The 19,912-nt window shown below is 42.6% G+C and carries 17 protein-coding genes; 3 read left to right on the top strand and 14 right to left on the bottom strand.

The window, feature by feature from the left end; genetic code table 11:
* Positions 1-219: 219 nt before the first annotated feature.
* The 5 genes from A8F95_RS21060 to A8F95_RS22785 form a co-directional block, all read right to left on the bottom strand.
* Positions 220-1,203: a DUF4003 family protein gene (locus A8F95_RS21060; RefSeq protein WP_176713784.1), complete on the bottom strand. Its 984-nt coding sequence runs from the start codon at positions 1,201-1,203 to the stop codon at positions 220-222.
* Between the two features lie 246 nt (positions 1,204-1,449).
* Positions 1,450-2,700, bottom strand: coding sequence for an alanyl-tRNA editing protein (locus A8F95_RS21055; RefSeq protein ID WP_342669975.1), 1,251 nt, complete (start codon positions 2,698-2,700; stop codon positions 1,450-1,452).
* 85 nt (positions 2,701-2,785) lie between these two features.
* Entirely contained in the window at positions 2,786-4,279 is a 1,494-nt protein-coding gene (locus A8F95_RS21050; protein WP_065412339.1) for a peptide MFS transporter, read from the bottom strand.
* 222 nt (positions 4,280-4,501) lie between these two features.
* Positions 4,502-5,443, bottom strand: a complete 942-nt coding sequence (locus tag A8F95_RS21045; protein WP_065412338.1) for a manganese-dependent inorganic pyrophosphatase — start codon at positions 5,441-5,443, stop codon at positions 4,502-4,504.
* 228 nt (positions 5,444-5,671) lie between these two features.
* Entirely contained in the window at positions 5,672-5,812 is a 141-nt protein-coding gene (locus A8F95_RS22785; RefSeq protein WP_176713783.1) for a hypothetical protein, read from the bottom strand.
* Between the two features lie 144 nt (positions 5,813-5,956).
* Between A8F95_RS22785 and A8F95_RS21040 the strand changes: the two genes are divergently transcribed.
* A complete protein-coding gene (locus A8F95_RS21040; RefSeq protein ID WP_095407503.1) occupies positions 5,957-7,261 on the top strand; it encodes an MFS transporter in 1,305 nt (434 codons plus the stop codon).
* On the opposite strand, the gene A8F95_RS21035 is transcribed toward A8F95_RS21040, so the two are convergent.
* The 7 genes from A8F95_RS21035 to A8F95_RS21005 form a co-directional block, all read right to left on the bottom strand.
* Positions 7,208-7,915 (bottom strand): uracil-DNA glycosylase, encoded by a 708-nt coding sequence (locus A8F95_RS21035; protein WP_077247484.1) that lies wholly within the window; start codon positions 7,913-7,915, stop codon positions 7,208-7,210. The genes A8F95_RS21040 and A8F95_RS21035 overlap by 54 nt on opposite strands.
* Before the next feature lie 172 nt (positions 7,916-8,087).
* Positions 8,088-8,873, bottom strand: a complete 786-nt coding sequence (locus A8F95_RS21030; protein WP_065412336.1) for a hypothetical protein — start codon at positions 8,871-8,873, stop codon at positions 8,088-8,090.
* Positions 8,874-9,000: 127 nt separating this feature from the next.
* On the bottom strand, positions 9,001-10,977 hold the full coding sequence (locus A8F95_RS21025) for a TRAP transporter permease (RefSeq protein WP_065412335.1): 1,977 nt from the start codon (positions 10,975-10,977) through the stop codon (positions 9,001-9,003).
* Positions 10,978-11,000: 23 nt separating this feature from the next.
* Positions 11,001-12,005, bottom strand: coding sequence for a TAXI family TRAP transporter solute-binding subunit (locus tag A8F95_RS21020; RefSeq protein WP_065412334.1), 1,005 nt, complete (start codon positions 12,003-12,005; stop codon positions 11,001-11,003).
* 146 nt (positions 12,006-12,151) lie between these two features.
* On the bottom strand, positions 12,152-13,528 hold the full coding sequence (locus A8F95_RS21015; protein ID WP_065412333.1) for a sigma-54-dependent transcriptional regulator: 1,377 nt from the start codon (positions 13,526-13,528) through the stop codon (positions 12,152-12,154).
* A 19-nt stretch (positions 13,529-13,547) separates the two neighbouring features.
* Positions 13,548-15,572, bottom strand: a complete 2,025-nt coding sequence (locus A8F95_RS21010) for a transporter substrate-binding domain-containing protein (protein ID WP_065412332.1) — start codon at positions 15,570-15,572, stop codon at positions 13,548-13,550.
* A 133-nt stretch (positions 15,573-15,705) separates the two neighbouring features.
* Entirely contained in the window at positions 15,706-16,245 is a 540-nt protein-coding gene (locus A8F95_RS21005) for a hypothetical protein (protein ID WP_065412331.1), read from the bottom strand.
* Between the two features lie 118 nt (positions 16,246-16,363).
* Between A8F95_RS21005 and A8F95_RS21000 the strand changes: the two genes are divergently transcribed.
* Together A8F95_RS21000 and A8F95_RS20995 are read left to right on the top strand one after the other, a co-directional pair.
* The gene (locus A8F95_RS21000) at positions 16,364-16,951 is read left to right on the top strand and encodes a TetR/AcrR family transcriptional regulator (RefSeq protein WP_065412330.1); all 588 of its coding nucleotides are present in this window, start codon (positions 16,364-16,366) and stop codon (positions 16,949-16,951) included.
* Between the two features lie 14 nt (positions 16,952-16,965).
* Positions 16,966-17,451: a GNAT family N-acetyltransferase gene (locus A8F95_RS20995; RefSeq protein ID WP_065412329.1), complete on the top strand. Its 486-nt coding sequence runs from the start codon at positions 16,966-16,968 to the stop codon at positions 17,449-17,451.
* 28 nt (positions 17,452-17,479) lie between these two features.
* Here A8F95_RS20995 and A8F95_RS22780 read toward each other — a convergent pair whose 3' ends face one another.
* Entirely contained in the window at positions 17,480-18,619 is a 1,140-nt protein-coding gene (locus A8F95_RS22780; protein ID WP_077247483.1) for a TcaA second domain-containing protein, read from the bottom strand.
* Positions 18,620-18,634: 15 nt separating this feature from the next.
* Positions 18,635-19,699, bottom strand: coding sequence for a DUF5105 domain-containing protein (locus tag A8F95_RS20985; RefSeq protein WP_077247482.1), 1,065 nt, complete (start codon positions 19,697-19,699; stop codon positions 18,635-18,637).
* Positions 19,700-19,912 lie beyond the last annotated feature (213 nt).

The following is a 19,912-nucleotide window of genomic DNA, read 5'->3' as shown; positions in this document are numbered from 1 at the left end:
TATCCCTATAACAGAAGATATTACTGGCTTAATCTGCGCCCTTGTCTCCTTTTCTTGAGACTAAAGCAGATTTGACAGTTTCTACGTATATTACAGCAGAATGGCCATTTCACTTGATCATAAAGAGGAAGTCTTTATAGAAGTGACTTTCCATGCCCGCTTACTATTCATTTAATACCCTTATCTTACAGGTGATTAACTTTTCTGTCAATTAATTTTTTATTCACCTGAAGAAACAGCAGCGGCCGCTCCAGCTGAAATAGCCGCAGTCATGGCCGCCTGCTGGGCCTGCAGCAGTGCTTCAATCGAGACCGCCAAGCTTGTGGAAGCCGCTGTATCGCTAGTTGTTTTTTGTCGCACGATGATCTGCCCTGCAATTAATAAGCCCATATCTTTATACCATTTAAAGAGCTTTTCTTGATTGAATACCTCCGTTAGGACGAATATTTCTCCGATTAGCCTTTCAGGTGAATCGACTAATACAAGCAATCCTATTAACGGATAGTGAAGACCCTTCACTTTCAATCCTGAGCTGCGAAGTGCTTCAAACCAACGAATGGCTCGTTCAACGATCCTTTCTCTATCATGATTGGCACTTTGTGCAAGAATGTGAGATAACAATTGCAAGTCGTTTCCTTTTCGAAACGGCCCTTTACTTAATTCTGTATAATAAAACTCAATTTTCTCTATCAATTCACTCTGCTCTTGCTGGGCCAGCAAAACAGACAGCGGATAGTCGTCATGGGAAGTTAAAAAATAATGGTGTTTTTTCATTTTTTCATAAACTTCCTTTGCCTGCACGGCAACTTTTTTTCGTTCCTCGCCAGCTTCCACCGTTGCGATTAAGGTAATAGCCGTAATATAAGTAAATATCGTTTTCCGAAACCCCGTCTCGACCAGCAGTTGATAACTTTTCTGCATGTCCTCAAATCCCTTATACGGATCATCAAACCCTGTTATCAATAGAGCCGTAACTGAATAGTTAAAGGAGCCTTTCAATCCTGAAAACCAGCCTGAATTTGCCTTTAGATGATCAGACAGCTGCAAAAACTCTTTTGCCGAAAATGACCGTCCTGCCGCTGCATACTGGGCAATGATGGACAATAGCTGGCGCTTATCAACTCCCCAGCTTACCGCATTCACCAACTGCTCATACTCTCTAGCAAACTCACTTGCCAGTTGTTTAGCTTTTTCCCTATCCACCACTGATCTCCCTCCCCTTTGCTTTCTTTTATAAAGGTTCTAGATACGATTGTTAATTTGCGCTCTGATCCATGTTGCCTTTTAACGAAGCTTTATGAAAAAGCAGAAAGCTTCACGAGACTTTGTATACCACCAGGCCGATTGCAAGCGTTTGTCTTTCGAGCCGCAAAACCTGGCGAGGAGCAGAGTGACCATCAGGGTCATGAGCACCGCAGGCAGGCGAGCAACGATGAAAGCGAACGCTTGTCAACAGCCTGAAGTGGGGGATAAGCTTTCCACGAACACCTTTGCTAATTCCTCACCTGACATTGTTCGTTGGCCGCCGCCTTGAATAAAGTGAGGCTGACCGCCGCCCTTGCCTTCGATAAGCGGAAAAATGGAGGCCGCCGCTTTCTTCAAATCCACCTCATTGACTTCTTTTCCGCGGGCCGCTGTTAGCTGGAGCTTGTCTTCTTGTTCAGCCACAAAAATCACAACAACAGCCATGTTAGATTCAGTTGTCAGCCGAGCGAGCTTTTGCAGCTCCTGTATGGACCGGTTTTGAAACACCTTCACGATGAGCTTGTATCCTTCTTTATGTACCGCTTTTTGCAGCAACGTATTGGCTTCGTGCGCAAGCAATTGCTCCTGCATCTCATCGAGTGCGATTTGCAGAACCTTTTTCTCCTCTAGCAGCTGACTCGCCGCCTCTATCATCTTTTCCTGAGGACTGTTGAGCAGACGGGAAAGCTCTCGAATCACTGTTTGCTTTTCTCCAAGCTGCTTTAATACCCGGCCGCCGCAGACAAATTCCAGACGAGCCTGTTTGCGCTGCCGCTCCCACTTCAGAAGCTTAATCGCCATAACTTCCCCTGTATGGCGGGGGTGGGTTCCTCCACAGCCGTTATAATCAAATTCTGGAATAATCACAAGCCGAATATCACCTGTCACTGCCAGTTCCTTTCTCAACGGGTAGCGGGAAGCCTCTTCTAACGTCACCCATTCCGTTTCGATCGGACGATTTTCCAAAATAATATCATTAGCTTTTTCTTCTGCCTGCTGAAGGATCTCGTCAGTTAAGGAGTCGGTATCTAAATCGATCGTTACCGTTTTTTCTCCTAAATGAAAACTTGTCGTACGGAGTCCAAACAACTCTTCAAACGCAGCGGATAAAATATGCTGACCTGCATGTTGCTGCATATGGTCATAACGGCGGTTCCAATCGATCCGGCCGTTTACTTTTTCATCCTCCATCTCTCTCTCAAGATAATGGCGGATCACTCCATCCATGATTTGTACATCTATTACACGCACTCCGTTAAGCGTCCCTGTGTCATACGGCTGACCGCCGCCTTCCGGATAAAAAGCCGTTCTATCCAAAACGACAAACTTCCGTCCTTCTTCATCCATCCCTTTTTCCACTACGTGGGCAGTGAAAGTCTGAATATCGGCATCCTCATAAAACAGCTTCTCTGTCACTTCACTCACCTCGTTATCACGCTCTCTTTCCTCTACTATAACAAAAGAAATACAAAAAAAGCCATTTGCTAGTCAAACTAGCAAATGGCTTTTTAACACTTTAAAGCAGCGGGATCGCCCCTAATTAGTTAACGCCTTTCATCATTCCATGAATTTTTGGCGAAACAAAATAAAGGATTAATCCGAGAATGATGGAAATACCGCCGATAACGCCGAAGTAAATGATCTCTGTTTCCGGGGCGTAAAAGCGGACGATTTGCGCATTGATTGCTTGCGCGGAAGCATTCGTTAAGAACCATAAGCTCATCGTTTGTGCCGTAAAAGCAGATGGAGCGAGCTTTGTTGTGGCTGAAAGACCAACAGGAGACAAACACAGCTCACCAAGCACAACGAGGAAGAAACTTAGCACAAGCCACATTGGGTTCACGAGTGTTTCCGTTCCATTTACGTACGCAGGTACGATCATAACAATAAAGGACAAACCGGCAAATAATAAACCGAGCGAGAATTTTCGCGGAGTCGTCGGCTGACGGTTGCCAAGCTTTACCCACAACCAAGCAAAAACAGGAGCAAGCGCTACAATAAACAACGGGTTCAATGATTGGAACCAGGAAGATTGTAATTCCATTCCTGCAAAACTTAATTGGGTACGTTCATCGGCATATCTTGCCAAGATAATAGAGCCCTGTTCCTGAATCGCCCAGAACATCATCGCTGCAATAAAGAGCGGAATGTAGGCAAGCAGGCGAGAACGCTCCACTTCGGTTGTTTTAGAGCTGCGGTACATCACAAGGAAGTAAACAGCTGGAATCACAATACCCAAAATACTAACCATGAAAATAAAACGGTCGATTGTCAATAAGCCTGTTGAAATACTAACAGCACCTAAAATCACAATTAAAAGAGCGCCAATACCAAGACGGCTGAAGACTTTCTTCTTTTCCTCACCAGTTAACGGATTTGGTACATAAGTTCCTGCTAAACCAAGGTTTTTCTTCTTCGTTATCATAAACACAATAAGACCAAGCAGCATTCCGACGGCGGCCAAACTGAAGCCAAGATGGAAGTTATATTGCTGACCGACTGTTCCGACAATTAACGGTGCAATAAGGGCTCCCGCATTGATCCCCATGTAAAAGATACTAAATCCAGAATCACGGCGCGGATCTTCATCGGAATAAAGGTCGCCGACAATACTTGATACGTTTGGCTTTAAAAGACCCGTACCGATAACAATTAATGCCATAGAGATAAATAATGCGCTTACACCAGCAGGTAAGGCAAGAACGATATGACCAAGCATGATGAGCACACCGCCATAGAATACCGTCTTAGACGTTCCAAGCAGTCTGTCTGCCAGCCAGCCCCCAATAATCCCTGACATATAAACGAGTGAACCATAAATGGCCATGATTGAAGCAGCCGTTCCTTGATCAAGGCCCAGACCGCCTTTTGTTACTTCGTAATACATATAATAAAGCAAGATCGCTCTCATTCCGTAGTATGAAAAGCGCTCCCAAAACTCTGTGAAAAATAGTGTAAACAACCCTTTAGGTTGACCAAAAAACCCTTTCTGCGGCACACTTTGGACAATTTTTCGCTTCTGATGACTGTCCAATTAAAACTCCCCTCTCTACCCATTTAATTTTCCTGTATTATCAAAAAATTCAATAGGTATAAATTATTTAAGAAAAATTAAACTACTTTATGATAATCTGATTTAACTTAAACTGTCAATCGAATAAAGTTATTTCGAAATAATAACAATCTTCTCTTTTTTTAAACATTTAACAAAAAAAGCATGACCTAAGCTTCAGCTTGGTCATGCTCGGTCTTTATATTATTTTGTCATACCCTGAAAAATATCAGTTAAAACCGGGATAATTTGTTTTTTACGTGATACGACGCCTTCAAGGACGATCGTTCTATCGTCAGAAATTGGGGCGTTGTATGCTTTCTCTACTACTGCTGCTTCTTTTCCGGCTACAATCGCAACAGAATTGCTGTTTAAGATGTCAGTAATGACGAACAAAAATAAATCAAGATTTTTCTCTGCAATTTTATTCTCTAAGACTTTTTCAATTTCTTCTTTGCGCGCCAATACATCTAATACATCAATGGCATTTACCTGTGCCACTTCCACTTGAAAATCTCCCATAGCAAATACTTTAGAATCAAGCGTTGCTAACTCTTCTGTTGATTTGCTTCTTAAATCCGCACCCGCTTTTAACATCGCTAATCCGTATTCTTCTGCATCAACACCTGCAATGCTTGCTAGTTCTTGTGCAGCTTTTACATCTTCTTCTGTGCAAGTTGGAGATTTGAATAAGAGTGAGTCAGAAATAATCGCTGATAACATTAATCCAGCGATGTCTTTTTGAACAGCGACACCATTTTCCTTGTACATTTTATTCAAAATAGTGGCTGTACAGCCTACTGGCTCTGCACGATAGTAAAGCGGATCACTTGTTTCGAAGTTTGCAATACGGTGATGATCGATAACTTCAAGGACGCGTACTTCGTTAATATCGTCTACACTTTGCTGACGCTCATTATGGTCCACTAAAATAACATGCGCCGCTTCTGGTGCCGCTTTGCTAATGAGACGCGGAAGCTCAGCATTAAATTGCTTTAGGGCATATTCTGTTTCGCCGTTCAACTCGCCAAGACGAACAGGCTCAACATCTACTCCAAGCTCTTTTTTCAAGGCAGCATACGCAATAGCAGAACAAATTGAGTCTGTGTCGGGGTTTTTGTGGCCAAAAATAAGTACTTTACTCATTATTTAACTCCTCACTTATCTAAATAATAGGCAGCGGCACTCGAGAAGTCCCGCTTTCACTTCACGTCCCTATTTTAACGCAAATCCGCTAAAATTTCTCGTCAACTTTCTAAATTTTATTAATTTTATTGTTTTAGTCGGATTAATAACAGCTATTTCCTGCTTCTAGAAATTACTCAACGCTTTTATTCAAAATAAAAAAGGCTGTACGAGACAGCCTTTAGTAAGCTATTTTCTCATATTCTCCTGATCCTTTAGACGATTTTGCTGATCCGGCTGGCGGGCTTGATTTTTAAATTCGTTTTCATGCTGTTCTTTCTGTTTTTTCTTTTCCTGTTCGTTGAGGTAGTTGCGTTCATTATTAAACATCTGCTTCTCCTCCTCTCATGTTCTATAAAATCCTTTTCCCCGATTCTTTTAATTAAAACTCTTTTTCTTATTCGACAAATTTCTTAGTATTTCTAACGAAGCTTTTACTACAATAAAGGAAACTGTTAAAAAGAGGGTGAGATGATGGCTCAAATAGAGCGAAGTAAAACAGCGGCAAAGCGGCCGTTATGGGGGCTTTACTTTTCTCTTCCTGTTTTATCATGGGCGCTTTACGACTTTGCGAATACGATTTTCTCCTCGAATATTATAACGATCTTTTTTCCTTTTTATCTCCAAGAAACCATCGGCGGCAATGAGCAGCTTAATCAAATTGCCAGTACGTTTATCTCTTATGCCAATGCGGCTGCTAGTTTATTGCTCGTGTTATTTTCCCCGCTCTTCGGCGTTCTCATTGACCGGACTGGTAAAAAGAAACGCTACATTATTCCTTTTACGCTTATCTGTGTGGCCTGCACCATATTCATGGGGCTTGCCGCTTCCACTGATTTTCAAAAAGATATATTCGGCTTGCCTGCTTCCCTTATGCTCGTTGTTCTTTTATTTGTGGCGGCGAAGTTTTTCTATCATTCCAGCTTAATCTTTTATGATACGATGCTCGCCGACTTAGGAACGAAAGAAGAAATTCCGCTGTTATCTGGTTTTGGGGTGGCTGTCGGCTATATTGGCACGCTGGCAGGACTTGCCGTTTATCCATTCATCGGAGATGGCCAGTTCCATCAGGCATTTATTCCAACAGCTATTTTGTTTCTTATTTTTTCCCTGCCGCTCATGCTTACGGGCCACGAAGCGAAGTTATCTCCTGTTGTTGAGAAAAAATCTTTTATTAGCGGCTATCATGAAGTCATCGCTACTTTTAAAGAAATGAAAGCTCACCGGATGATCTTTCTGTTTATGATTGTCTATTTTTTCTTAAACGATGCTATTGCGACAGCGATTGCGATGATGGCCGTTTATGCCAAGGCAATTGTTGGCTTTTCTTCAGGCCAGTTTATTCTGCTTTATCTCGTCTCAACAATCGCGAGCATTATCGGATCTTTTCTATTCGGCTACATTACAAAAGCACTTGGAGCAAAAAAAGCTGTCAACGTCGTCGGGATTATCCTGCTGATTGCTTTATTTATTGGTACATTCGCTGTAAATGAAGCGATGTTCTGGGCTGCCGGCAGTCTGTTTGGTGTTTCTCTCGGAGCCGTTTGGGTCACCTCTAGAACCTTTATTATTGAAAACACTCCCGAGGAAAAAAGAGGCCAATTTTTCGGTTTATTTGCCTTTTCCGGCAAAATCTCTGCTATGGTCGGCCCGTTTCTATACGGTACGATCACCCTTCTTCTCGCTGATTACGGCAACATTGCGAGCCGCACAGCATTGGGCTCCTTAATGATGCTCGTTTTGATCGGCCTCATCGTTCATCGTCGTATTCGTATATAAAGTAAGGGCACTATCGGGACTTCTTAAATAGCTGCCGAGCTTGTCCATGTCCTCGTGGATAAGTTCGAGCAGCTGACGATTATAAAAAATGGAAGCCGGGTGAAAGGTCGGAAAGATTAAATATTCCTTTTCCGTCCATGTATACTCACTGCTCTCCATGTCCTTCAGCCGTCTGACAGGCTGCTTAATAAAACGGCCATGTACTTCTGTCACTCTCATTTCTGGTCCGCACAAACGTTTTAAGCCAATGTTGCCAAGGGCAACAATGACAGGAGCCTTGACGTGTTCAATCTCGTAATCGAGCAAAGGAGCATGGGCCAGCATTTCTGCTGAAGATGGGGCACGGTTGTATTTTCTTCTGATCATTTCACCGCTTCTTGTTCGTTTTTCTCCCCACTTATAAGGCCGGCTTCTGACTGCACTCGTTATGTACACTTCTTCTCTGGAAACACCAGCCCTTTCCAAAAACTTCATTAATTCCGTCCCAGCCCTGCCGCTAAAGGGAATGCCATTATGGATCTCTGTTTCTCCTGGCGCTTCTCCAACGAGCATCAGTTTTGGCCGTTCGGGTCCCATTCCATATACAAACCCTTCCACTGGGTAAGGGGAAATTCTTTGTTTGCCGATCTCAGCAAGCCATTCTGGTATTTGCATTGTGTATTTCTCCTTTCCGGCTCATTATGGACTCCTTCAGAAGCAGAGAATGGAAAAAATCCCGTTCGACGATCGATATCTGCCTTGCCATTCAGCCTCTTCTCTTTATGATTAATATATACCCATCCGTTGTCCGCCTACTCAAAAATTCTTTTAACCTTCCTTTCTGTGTCTACTCTAAATAAATTCGAAAGGTTTGTCCCTGGCTTATCAGCTCATGGGTATCTCCATCCAGCACATCGTCGGTTGAAAACTGTACTGTGTCCGCTTGTTTAGGCAGCTTTTTCAGCAGCAGACCAATTTCCCCCTCTCTTGTTTCTCCTTTACGGTAGTCGATCCTAGAAAAACTGCTCTCTCCTACAAATGTATCGTCACTCGCGATGAAGTTTCTGCCTGGTACAAAAAATAATTCTTCTCCAAACTGAACATCAAGAAAGCTGAAAAACTGAACTTCCTTTTCATACTTATTCGTCACGTTATAAGCAATCTCTATATAATACGCAGCTTCTTCAACGTTCCAACCTGATCGGTCCACTGCTTCATTAAGCTCTTCCCAATCAGCATATTTATTGCCTTCTCTCAGCAATTCATTTTTCGTTTTATTATTAAAATAACTTAAGTACTCTTTTTCCTCGTTCATAATATCTGTCATTTTAATTAGCTTCACTTCTTTCACATAAATCTGCATACGATCGACAATATATTCTTTTTCTACCTTGAAACGATCAATTAATTCAAGAGTAGCCCAATCTTTCACTCTCACTTTCTGACCAGACTCTTGTAAAAGGTCACTTCCCCCGCTTTCTACTGTTTCCACCTTTTTCTCTTTTTCTTTCCGCGGAGATTCTTCTGCCCGCTCTTTTTTAGCATTCGGTAAATAAAATGACAGTGACATCACACTAAGCAACAGAATCATCCCAAAAATTAACCATGTGGACCATCTCTTTTTCTTATTCAATAGCTGAACCCCTATCTGTGAAAGATAAAAACTACTTTCAGCATACTTGAAACGCATTGATTTTTTAATCTCTGTTTTTATCCACAGTAAAACAGCCGCTGGAGTACTCCTTGCGGCTGAAATAGATTTAAACTATTTTAGATGTTGGTATATCTTGCCGAGCTTTCATGCGGGCGAGAAACTGCTGGGTGAGAACGAGAGCGAGTACACCTAAACCAATAATATCTGTCCATATGCCCGGAATGATCAAAGTAATCGAACCGGCAAAGCACAGAGCAGCAAGTGGCAGCGGCAAGTCAGCAATTAAATATCTTTCAAGTGCTGCGCTCAATCCAAGAATTCCAATAATGGCTGTAATCGTCACCCAAATCACTTCAAGCGGACTGGTGACGTCCTGCATTAAAATAACCGGCGAGAAGACAAAAATATAAGGAATGATAAACCCCGATAGGGCAAGCCTTAATGCTTCAAATCCCGTTTTATTCGGACTCGCACCAGCAATGCCAGCCCCCGCAAACGCAGCTAAAGCAACCGGTGGCGTTACATTCGCTAAAATACCGAAATAAAAGACGAACATATGAGTAACAAACGGTGCAACACCAAGCTCAAGTAAAGCTGGGGCAGCCATTGTTGCTGTAATAATATAGGTCGGAATCGATGGAAGCCCCATCCCCATAATAATACAGGCGATCATTGTAAAGATGAGCGTCAGGAACATTTCTCCTTGTCCAAGCACAAGAATAGATTGAGTTAATTTTGGACCTAATCCTGTCAGCGTGCTGACTCCAACGATCAAGCCGACCATCGCACAGGACATAGCAACCCCAAGCGCCGAGCGAACCCCATCTTCCATTGCGCCTAATATCTCTTTCAATCCCATCCGTGTTTCTTTATTGAACCAGCTGACCACGACAGAAAGAACGATGGCATAAAAAGCAGCATATAGCGGCGTTTTTCCCGCTATGAGCATCCCGATCAATACAACAATAGGAATCAATAAGTGACCGCCCTTTTTAAATACTTGCCATAAGTTCGGAAGCTCTTCTTTTGACATGCCGCGAAGGCCTAACTTTTTTGCCCGGAAATGAACGATACAAATGATGCCAAGGTAGTAAAGAAAAGCTGGCAAGATCGCCGCAAGCGCAATCTGATTGTACGGCATGCCCAGCGTTTCAGCCATGATGAATGCCGTTGCTCCCATAACCGGCGGGATGATTTGCCCGCCAACAGAGGCAGTTGCTTCTACCGCACCAGCAAACTCTGGTTTATAACCGACACGCTTCATGAGCGGAATCGTAAAAGCCCCTGTCGTCACGACGTTCGCCAGCGCACTGCCGTTGATAGAGCCTAACAATCCACTTGAAACAACAGCTACCTTTGCTGGACCGCCAGACGTATGTCCCGCTACACTAAGTGAAATGTCAGTGAAGAACTGGCCCATCCCTGAGCGGTTTAAAAAAGCCCCAAATAAAATAAAGAGAATAATATAAGACGCAGAGACGGAAATCGCGATACCGTAAATCCCTTCGGTTGATAAATACATATACGTCACGATGTCTTCTAGATCTTTTCCGGAGTGTCTGAATAAATTAGGGAAATACTGGCCGAAAAAGGCATAGACGAGAAATAGGACCGTTAAAATCGTTAAAGCATTCCCTGCCACACGCCGTCCACCCTCGATTACCACCGCGATGGTCAGCAGCCCAAAGGCGATATCCATTCCGCTTGGCATATAAATCGACATTCTCTCCGCAATGCCTTGATAATCAAGGATCATATAGCCGCCTGTGGCGAGCGCGGCCATCATCCAGACAATATCAATAGGTGTTACTTTATTAGATCCTCTTTTATAAAAAGCAGGGTATAAAATGAACACGAGCGCTGCAATGACAGCTGTATGCAGCGAGCGGTGGCGCAGTGCATCGAGCGGGCCAAAATAAGCCGTATATAAATGATAACCAGCAAGGCCAACACTTAAGGCAAAAATAGCCCAGCGCCAAAAACCATGATCGATTTTCCGAAAGCGTGATTCACTATCATACTTTTGCAGAATGTCTTCCTGTCCTTCTATTGTCTCAGGAATTTCCTTTATTGCATTTGCCATTTACGTTTCCCTCCCTTGTTTCTTTATTGCAAAGCACCTTGCTCTTTAAAATATCTTTCCGCACCTGGATGCAGTGGCAATGGCAGCTTTTCCGCTGCTTTTTCAAGCTCAATATGCTTAGCCGAACTGTGTGCATTTTGAAGTTGATCGAGATTTTCAAATAACGTTTTCGTCAATAAATATACTTCTTCATCCGGTAAATCCTTGTAAGTGATTAATAGATTGTTTACTTTTACCGTTTCTCTGTCTTTTTTCACACCTTTATACGTATTAGCTGGAATACTGCCTACTTCAAAGGCTGGATATTTCTTTTGAAGACTTTTTGTGATTTCTTTCGGCACGGGAATGATTTCTACTTCATCCGTAGCAGCCAGCTCCATAATACCGGAGTTCGGATAGCCCGAAGAGAGAAAGGCGACATCTGTCGTTCCGTTTTTAATGCCCTCAATTCCTTCTGAAAAAGACAAGAAGTCTGCATTCACGTCATCATAAGTAATGCCGGCCTCTTCTAAAATTCGCTTCGCCATAATTTCGGTACCGCTTCCAAGAGCGCCCACTGCAAGGTCCTTTCCTTTTAAATCCTTCAGTGTCTTGATCCCAAGCTTTTTAGGAGCAACGATTTGCATATAATTTGGATAAAGCGATGCGACCGCTCGAACGTTAGAAAGCGCTCCCACTTTAGCGAAGTTTCCTTCTCCCAGATATGCATCTGTTACGGTATCAGCCATTGCAAAGCCAAGTTCCGCTTTTTTTCTAGAAAGTTTAGCTGTATTTTCAGCCGAAGCCCCTGTTGTCTGTGCACTTGTCTGAGCACCAAGCTCCTCTCCGTAAATTTTGGCAAGTGCATTGCCAAGCTGAAAATAAATCCCGGAAGTTCCCCCTGTTAAAATCGTGACCGGCTGTCCTGCCAAAGGACCGGCGGCCTTTCCTTCTGCCTCCCCGCTTTCTAGAGAAGCAGAATTGCTGCAGGCAGACATAACAATAAGAATGATCGTTAAACATAAAATAAGTGCTGCACGTTGCTTCATTTCCTCACCTCTTTATCTTTTCTGCTCTTTATAATGCAACATTCATACCATTTTTAAAATTCAGTAAAATGAAGCATTGGTTTTTGAAAGCGGCAAAAAATGCCGGTTAGGAACGGCAAATTATTCCTAACCGGCATTTTTTTCTGTTAACTATTTTCTTCTCTGTAAATTTGAAGCTTATTACGGAGACTCCTTTCACTGATGCCGAGCACTTTGGCCGTCTCTTTTCTGCTTCCTTCGCAGTGCTTCAACACAGCTTCGATCATCATTTTTTCTGCTTCCTTCATAGTGGCGCCAATTGGAACAGGAACAATAGCGGCTGAAGAATGAGATGCTGGTGTTACCAGGCTATTTTCAGAACGGACACTGATCGGCAAATCCTCTTCTACAATCACTCTTCCTTTTGCCATAGCTACGGCATACTCAAGAATGTTGCTTAACTGCCGAACGTTTCCGGGATAATCATAAGCTAACAGACGATCCCATGCCTCTTGTGAAAGGGAGGGAAGCGGACGCTGCATCTCTTCCGCATACTTTTTGAGAAAGTACGGAATCAATGCTCGTAAGTCTTCTTTTCTTTCACTTAACAGCGGCAGTTCGATCGGTATGACATTCAGACGGAAGAATAGATCTTCCCGGAATAATCCTTCGGCCACCATTTTGGATAGGTTTTTATTCGTAGCGCTAATAATCCGGACATTTACTTTCTTTACTTCCGTAGAACCAAGTGGCGTGAATTCTTTTTCCTGCAGCACACGAAGCATTTTAGCCTGCAGCGAGGCCGGCATATCGCCAATCTCGTCTAAAAATAATGTACCGCCATTTGCCGCTGCCACTTTCCCCTCTTGATTGCCGACCGCTCCAGTAAACGCCCCTTTGGCGTATCCAAACAGCTCACTCTCTAGCAAAGCTTCAGGTATAGCAGCACAATTGACAGACACAAACGGTCCATCCTTTCTCTTTCCTTGTCTATGCAGGGCACGGGCAACTAATTCTTTTCCCGTCCCGCTTTCCCCAAAGATTAACACGCTGGAATCAATGTCTTTAACACGCTCAATGATGGAAAAAACATTTCTCATGGCCGGGCTTTCACCGATCATTTGATCATACCCTTTGATTTTTTCAATCGTTTCGTTTAATTCCCGGATTTTACTGTACAGCGTCTGGTGTTCCAGCGCTTTCTTAATCAGCAGATCCAGCTCCTCGATATCAAGTGGTTTTGTAATGTAATGGTAGGCTCCCCGTTTAATAGCCTCAACCGACGACTCGATTGTACCGTAAGCTGTCATCATGATAACCGATGTTTGTGGATACATGCTTTTTACTTCAGCCAGTACGTCTAGCCCATCTGATCCGCCGAGCCTCCAGTCTAAGAGCATGACGTGCACCTGCTTTTCTTGCAGCACTTTTATCGCTTCTTCGACTTTTGTAACGGCCATCACTTCATAATCGTTTTCAAGGGCAAATCGCAATGAGGATCCGATGGCCGGCTCGTCATCTAAAATTAACACAACAGGCTTCATTTTTCTCCCCCCTTTCCTTCTATGCAACGGGCAGTGTGACGGTAAAAGTGGTGCCCTTTTCTTTCTCCGTCTCTACTCGCATATCACCGTTATTTTCTTTCACCCATTGGTAGCATAGAGCCAATCCAAGGCCTACCCCGTGTGGCTTTGTCGTATAAAAAGGCTCAAAAATATGAGAAACGCTCTCCTTATCCATGCCAATGCCCGAATCCATCACCTGAATGGCTCCCGCTTTTCCCTGCGGTTCAGCCTTAATCGTTAAATGCTTCTGCGGCTCCTCCTCCATAGCATCCAATGCATTCAGCAGCAAATTCAGCATCACTTGCTTTAACTGATCGGGATCGCAAATAATGTCTAGCTTTTCATCTATGTCTAATTCCAAGTGAATATGATTCTTCTTAAGCGTTGGCTCAATAATAGCTGTTACGGAATTGATAAAGGCAGCGACCCGAATCCTTTGTTTTTGCGGATGCCTTGGACGGGCATAATCGAGCAGCGATTCCACTATCGTGTTCATTCTTTTCAATGCTTCTGGCACATATTTTACCAGCTCCTGCCGAAATGCCGGATCTTCATATTTCTTTGGCAAAAGATCGACAAATGTTTTCATTGAAGTGAGCGGATTACGAATCTCGTGAGCGACTCCTGCTACAAGCTGTCCGAGCGCCCGCATCTTCTCCTGATTTGCCAGCTTCTCCTCTAGCATCTTCGCTTCTGAGCGATCAGCCAGTGTCAATAAGCATCCATTCTTTTTCCCGTTTTCTTCGTACAAGGGAATCAGGCGGCACAAAATAAACCGTCTCTCTCTATTTAATTCCAATTCTACTTCCTCTGAAAATATCTGCTTGTCCCTATTATCCTCGAAATCCTCGTAATGGCGAACAATATCAGCAATATGCGGCTGTCTAATAACGTCCTCTATCTCTACCTGTTTCCTATCTTTCAGGCCAAGCATCATTTTGGCTCGCTCATTGATGCTCGTTAGTTTTAGAGAATCATCAAATGTTAAAATACCATAATACATATGATGAATGATTTGTGTCTTAAAGGCATGAGCCTCCGATATAGCACGCTGCTGAATCTCTAATTGATCATTCGCCTCCGCGAGAGCCGTTGTCCGCTTGGCGACCTCTTTCTGTAACCGCTTGTTCCATAAATATGTGAAAATCAGAACCGCTACCGCACAGCCTATGAGAATAGTAAGAACAATAATCCAGTTACGCATTTCCTTTAACCGGCCATCAGGATACAGCCCAAACCATTGTGAGTATAAAAGTTGATAATCCCCATTCGTCTGCATTTTCGCTAGTGAATCATTAATAAGCGATAACAGCTTTGTTTCTCCTGGGCGAACCGCTACGGCAAAATCGGAAGGGATGCCAATATGTTCAAGAACCTGATAATTTGCTTGCTCGCCTGACTGTTTTAAATAAAACTCCGCCGTCCATTTATTTGTCAAAAAAGCATCTGCTCTTTTCATTAATAAGAAATGAAACGCATCTCTTGGGTTAAGCGCCAGTTGAAATTCTACCCGCCTTACGTTTAACAACAAATCAAATGCAGCTGGCTCTTCCTGCATGACAATCGTTTTCTCACGTAAATCTGTTAAGTTCTTGATATCCTCTGTCGCTTCCTTCGGTACAACGAGAACATCAGCCATTGTAAAATAGGATTCTGAGAACTGAAAACGCTCGCTTTGTTCAGCAGAATACTTCATCCCCATGACAGCATCGACTTTCCCCGCTTTCAGCGCCTGTTCCGCTTCGTAAAAATTCATCGGATAAAACTGAAACTCTACCCCTTCCTCCTCAGAAATAGAACGAAACAGCTCTACACTAAAGCCTGTGAATTTTCCACTTTTATTCACATAAGAAAAAGGCGGAAGGTGCTTTTCTCCTGCAATTCGATATACCTTTTTCTCTTCCCGGCTATTCATTTGATAGGAAGGGCTATTGATGAAGCTTGCTGAAGCTGAGCTTGGAATATGGCTAGCCACTGCCGCCAAACATAGGATAAACAGAGTGATTCGAGTGATGAAGGACATATTGTACAATGGCTCCTTTTTGAGAATCTTGACAATATTGTATCACACACGCAAATTTGTAAAATTCAACATAAGGGGTTATTAAACTCAAAAAAAACAGCCGGCTTACACACAGCAGCCAGCTATCATTCGCTTATACTTTTATTCTTTTTGGCCAAACAAAAAAACTCATCGCAATCAAAAAATCTATTCCTAAGACGAGTGACCATATTCTTGTGATTCCGCTCAGCGCTTCTGTTCGTGAAGGATCCGCAATGAAAAAGATCATCCCTGCTAATAGAACGCCGCCAATCAAATAAGCTGCTGCATGCCGAAGCCAGCCAGAGAAATAACGTTTGGCATAGTCCACCCCATATCTTCTTGGAGGCTTTGATCCTTGTTTTACTATATAATACAAAAACCTCTCATCTGCCCATTGAATCATACTTTTCCCGAAAGCAATAGAAACACCAATGTAGACGGCCGCCAGTGCATGAGCTTGAGTAGCCGTTGCTCCGCTGGCTAAGTCAACTCCTGTGACTACCATTAAAATGAAATCAATCAACGGGGTTAAAGCTAAAAGCCAAAGTCCGAGCTTCTTTCGTTTACATATATATCGCGCTGTCAGTCCTGAAATAATAGCTGCCCAAAATGCAATCTCGCACGCTGCAATCAGCCAAACCATCACGTCCATAAAGCATCCCCTTTTTTAATACAAACGTATTATTTAAAGCGATTGTATCACCTCCTCTTTGTTAATACAACTGTATTATAAAATTGCTTCTATCTTTTTCTCCTGCTAAGATAAAGTTATGCCAAAATTAGTTGATCACGATAAACGAAAAAAACATATTGCTGAAGCCACATGGCGGGTCATCCTCGAACAAGGAATGGAAGGAGCGACGGTACGAAATATCGCTAAAGAAGCCGGAATTTCTCTAGGCGCCTTGCGTTATTATTTTTCTACACAGGATGACTTGCTCGTCTATGCCATGGAGCTTGTCAAAGAACAAGCAGAAGCAAGAATTAACCAAATTGTAGTAGAAGATTTGCCGCCGAAAGAAACGATTGTAAAGATCTTGATGGAGCTTGTTCCGGCTACTGAGGAAACGATGGCAGAAATGGAAGTTTGGTTTGCCTTTATCGCTTATAGCCGCCATAAAGAAGCGGGGTTTGACGCTCGACAAGACGGAATTTTGCATGGGATTAGCCATATGATTCACTATCTGTATAAAACGAAGCTCCTAAAAGAAGGACTTGATGTTGACCTGGAAACAGAAAAGCTGTATGCGCTTGTTGATGGTTTAGCTCTTCATGCTATGCTCGATCCTAATCGTATAAACCGGCAAAGGCTTCTTGGTGTCCTAACAAGCCATATTGACTCAATTTGCAAAGAATAATGGGGGTTGTATAGATGCAGAAGGAACACGGCAAATTATTCATTCAAGAACTGGATATCAAAGCCCTTGAGACAGCTCAAAAAGTATGGAGCATCCAAATACCCGCTTATAAAGCGGAGGCTGAGCTTATTCAATACTGGAATCTCCCTCCTCTTAAAGAAACAGCAGCCTCACTGCAGCAATGCGGAGAAACCTTCTATGGCGGATTCATCCAAGATGAGCTCGCTGGAGTCATTTCTTTTAAAATGACAAAAGAGGAGCTCGATATTCATCGTCTAATGGTACATCCTCAGTTCTTTAGGAAAGGAATTGCCCGGGCTCTCGTTCGGCATATTGAGCAATTAGCAGGGGGTGACAAAAAGATCATCGTATCTACCGGTACCAATAATCGTCCAGCTGTTCAATTCTATAAGCAGTGCGGATTTAAAGAAGTGAAAAAAATCATAACTGCCGAAGGACTCTCTCTTACCTTCTTTGCTAAAGAAAAAGGACAGTTTTGAAAGCTATGCTTTCAAAACTGTCCTTTTCTTATAAGGCAACGCCTGTTCCTGTACCGCCTTCACGCTTCCACTTTAAGATTGGCGGATTGTTTACTTTTACTTCTTGTTTGTTCTTCCAATACTCCTCTTCTTTTCCAACCGGCTCACGATTTTTTACGTTATCGATCAGCCACTGCTTCTTTGTTTTATCATAGGATAAAGAATACGTGTTCACCGCTTTAAAAGAGGTATCTTCAAATTCCTGGATATTGCGGTACTTTACTTTATTGTTATAAGCGATGAGAGCCGTTACGTCAGCTGACCAGCGTCCGTCGAAATAATGGACAGAAAAGTCATCCATATTTACGACCGCCCCCGCATATTGGGCATGAATTTCATCAATATACCCTTGCACCGCTTCAAAGCTCTCCTGCAGCATGAAAGACCCTTCGAGAATCTCATCTGTTACATTAGTCAGTTTCGTTTTGTTAAAGCCTGATGTTTGATAGACGGCTATATCGTTGTTAAAGACATCCATCGCTTTCATAACATCTGCTTGAATCGCTTTATCAGCGCTTGCCAAAGCATTGCTGTCAACTACTACACTGACTTCGGAACTGCCCCATACTTCCTTTTTCTCTTTCTTCTCGAACGTACCAAGATCATTCATGAGCTTCACTTTTAAATCGTATGTTCCCGGCATAACAGGTCCATACTCATTGTTCTTTTGCTTTTTAATGGCTTGTTCCGACTTGCCAGCAGCTAAACTAACATGGTCGTCCTCATTTTGTCCTGTTATTTTAATAACAGCCGTCTTTACCTTTAGCTTATATTCTGGGAACATGCCCCACTTTTTTCCGGCTTCTGTTAAGGTCACTTGTTGAGTAGTAGTCGTATAGTCATCCTTTTTTATTTGCTCCTCAAGCCCCTCTTTAATGACGTCGTAACTGCTGCTATTTTCCTTTAAGTACGTAATGAGCGCTTGAACAGATGTTTTGTTGACGACAGCCTGCTTATGATCCGTTACGATCCGACCTTGCAGCAAGGAAGGATCATCATTAGCCACCGCTTCTTTTAACGTTTCGACAGTTTTTTCTGGTGCGCTTGCCTGCTTTAAGGCAAAAAACACACCGCCAATTGCCAGAAGCAGGATAACAGCTGGAATCACAATAAAGCTTTTTTTATTCATAGCTTTCTCCCCTATCTAGTAAGCTCTTCCTTCAGCGAACGCCTGCACAAGATAGTCAGAGTAATGATCTGCATTATTTACTGTCCATTTTCCGTCTTTTTTGATCATGCTAATTTCTGCTCCATTTTGGCTTTTTACTACTTCCAGAGATTGAACGACTGTATCAAACTTTGAAAGAGCGTATTGCTTTTCTTTCTCTGTATCATAGCCGCCCGTATTTTCCCGATATTCTTTTTGGAAACTATAGAGCTTATCGTAAAGATTGTCTGTTGAAACCGTAGAATAATCAAGCTTCACAACTGCTTTATCCCCTGCTTTAGCCATTGTTTTTGCCTCTATTTCCGCTTTCTCTCCTAAAACAGATTTGTAACTGCTATAATACTTTTCAATATCAGCATCCGTCACCATATCTGGCAGAGAAATATCTAACTCTTTCTTAAATTCGCCTTTAGCTGTTTGTTGAACTGCTTCTTTATCTGCTGTTACTAATTTCTCATAGTCGCTATTTTCTTTCCCGAAGTAAATCACGTCAATATAAGCGGTTAATGCTTTTGCAGGGTCTTGAATTTCTTCAAAACTTTCTGCATATTTCTTTGTGTCTAATACGAGTAAAATCTCATCCGCTTTTTCTCCCGGTTCTGACAAACTTGGAGTGACGCCAATTTCATACTTTTTATCTTTTTCAACGTTGAAATAAAAAGGAAGTGTTTTTACTTTGCCAGCGCCAATATCGCTGCTTCCTCCGTCTTTCAAGTCGATCCCTCTCGTATAAACACTCTTTTCTGGGCTTAATTGTTCATCCCCATCATATAAATAGACGCCATCATACGGAGATACATTAATCGTAGATTTAGAATCATTTTTTACTTTCAAATCGACAGCGAGCAATCCTGCTTCTCCGTCTTCAGATTCTCCGTCGTCTCCTGCTAGTATGTATTCTGCTTTCTCGATAGAAACTTCGGCTACTTTATTTTTGCCTGATTCTCCGCTTGTTTCTTTTGCATCGGATTCCCCACAAGCGGCTAGCCCAAGCATCATAGAAAGCATGAGTGCTAATACACCAATTTTCTTATTCATCATCGTTCTCCCCTCTACATAAGTTGCATAAGTTGTTTTTTCCTGGTATTTCTTCTCCTCTTTCCATGATAAATAATCATTCTAAATAGAACAAGATGGAATAGATAGTAATTATTTCCTGTTTTAATATGTAATTTTCGGGACATAAAGACCTATTTAATTCCAATAAAAAAAGCCTTAAAAGAGCATAAAAGCTCTTTTAAAGCTCATGATTTT

The sequence above is a fragment of the Pseudobacillus wudalianchiensis genome, from assembly GCF_001685015.1.
Classification (GTDB): Bacteria; Bacillota; Bacilli; order Bacillales; family Domibacillaceae; genus Pseudobacillus; species Pseudobacillus wudalianchiensis.
Note: the sequence above shows the minus strand (reverse complement) of the source record. Positions and strands in the feature narration are given on the sequence as shown.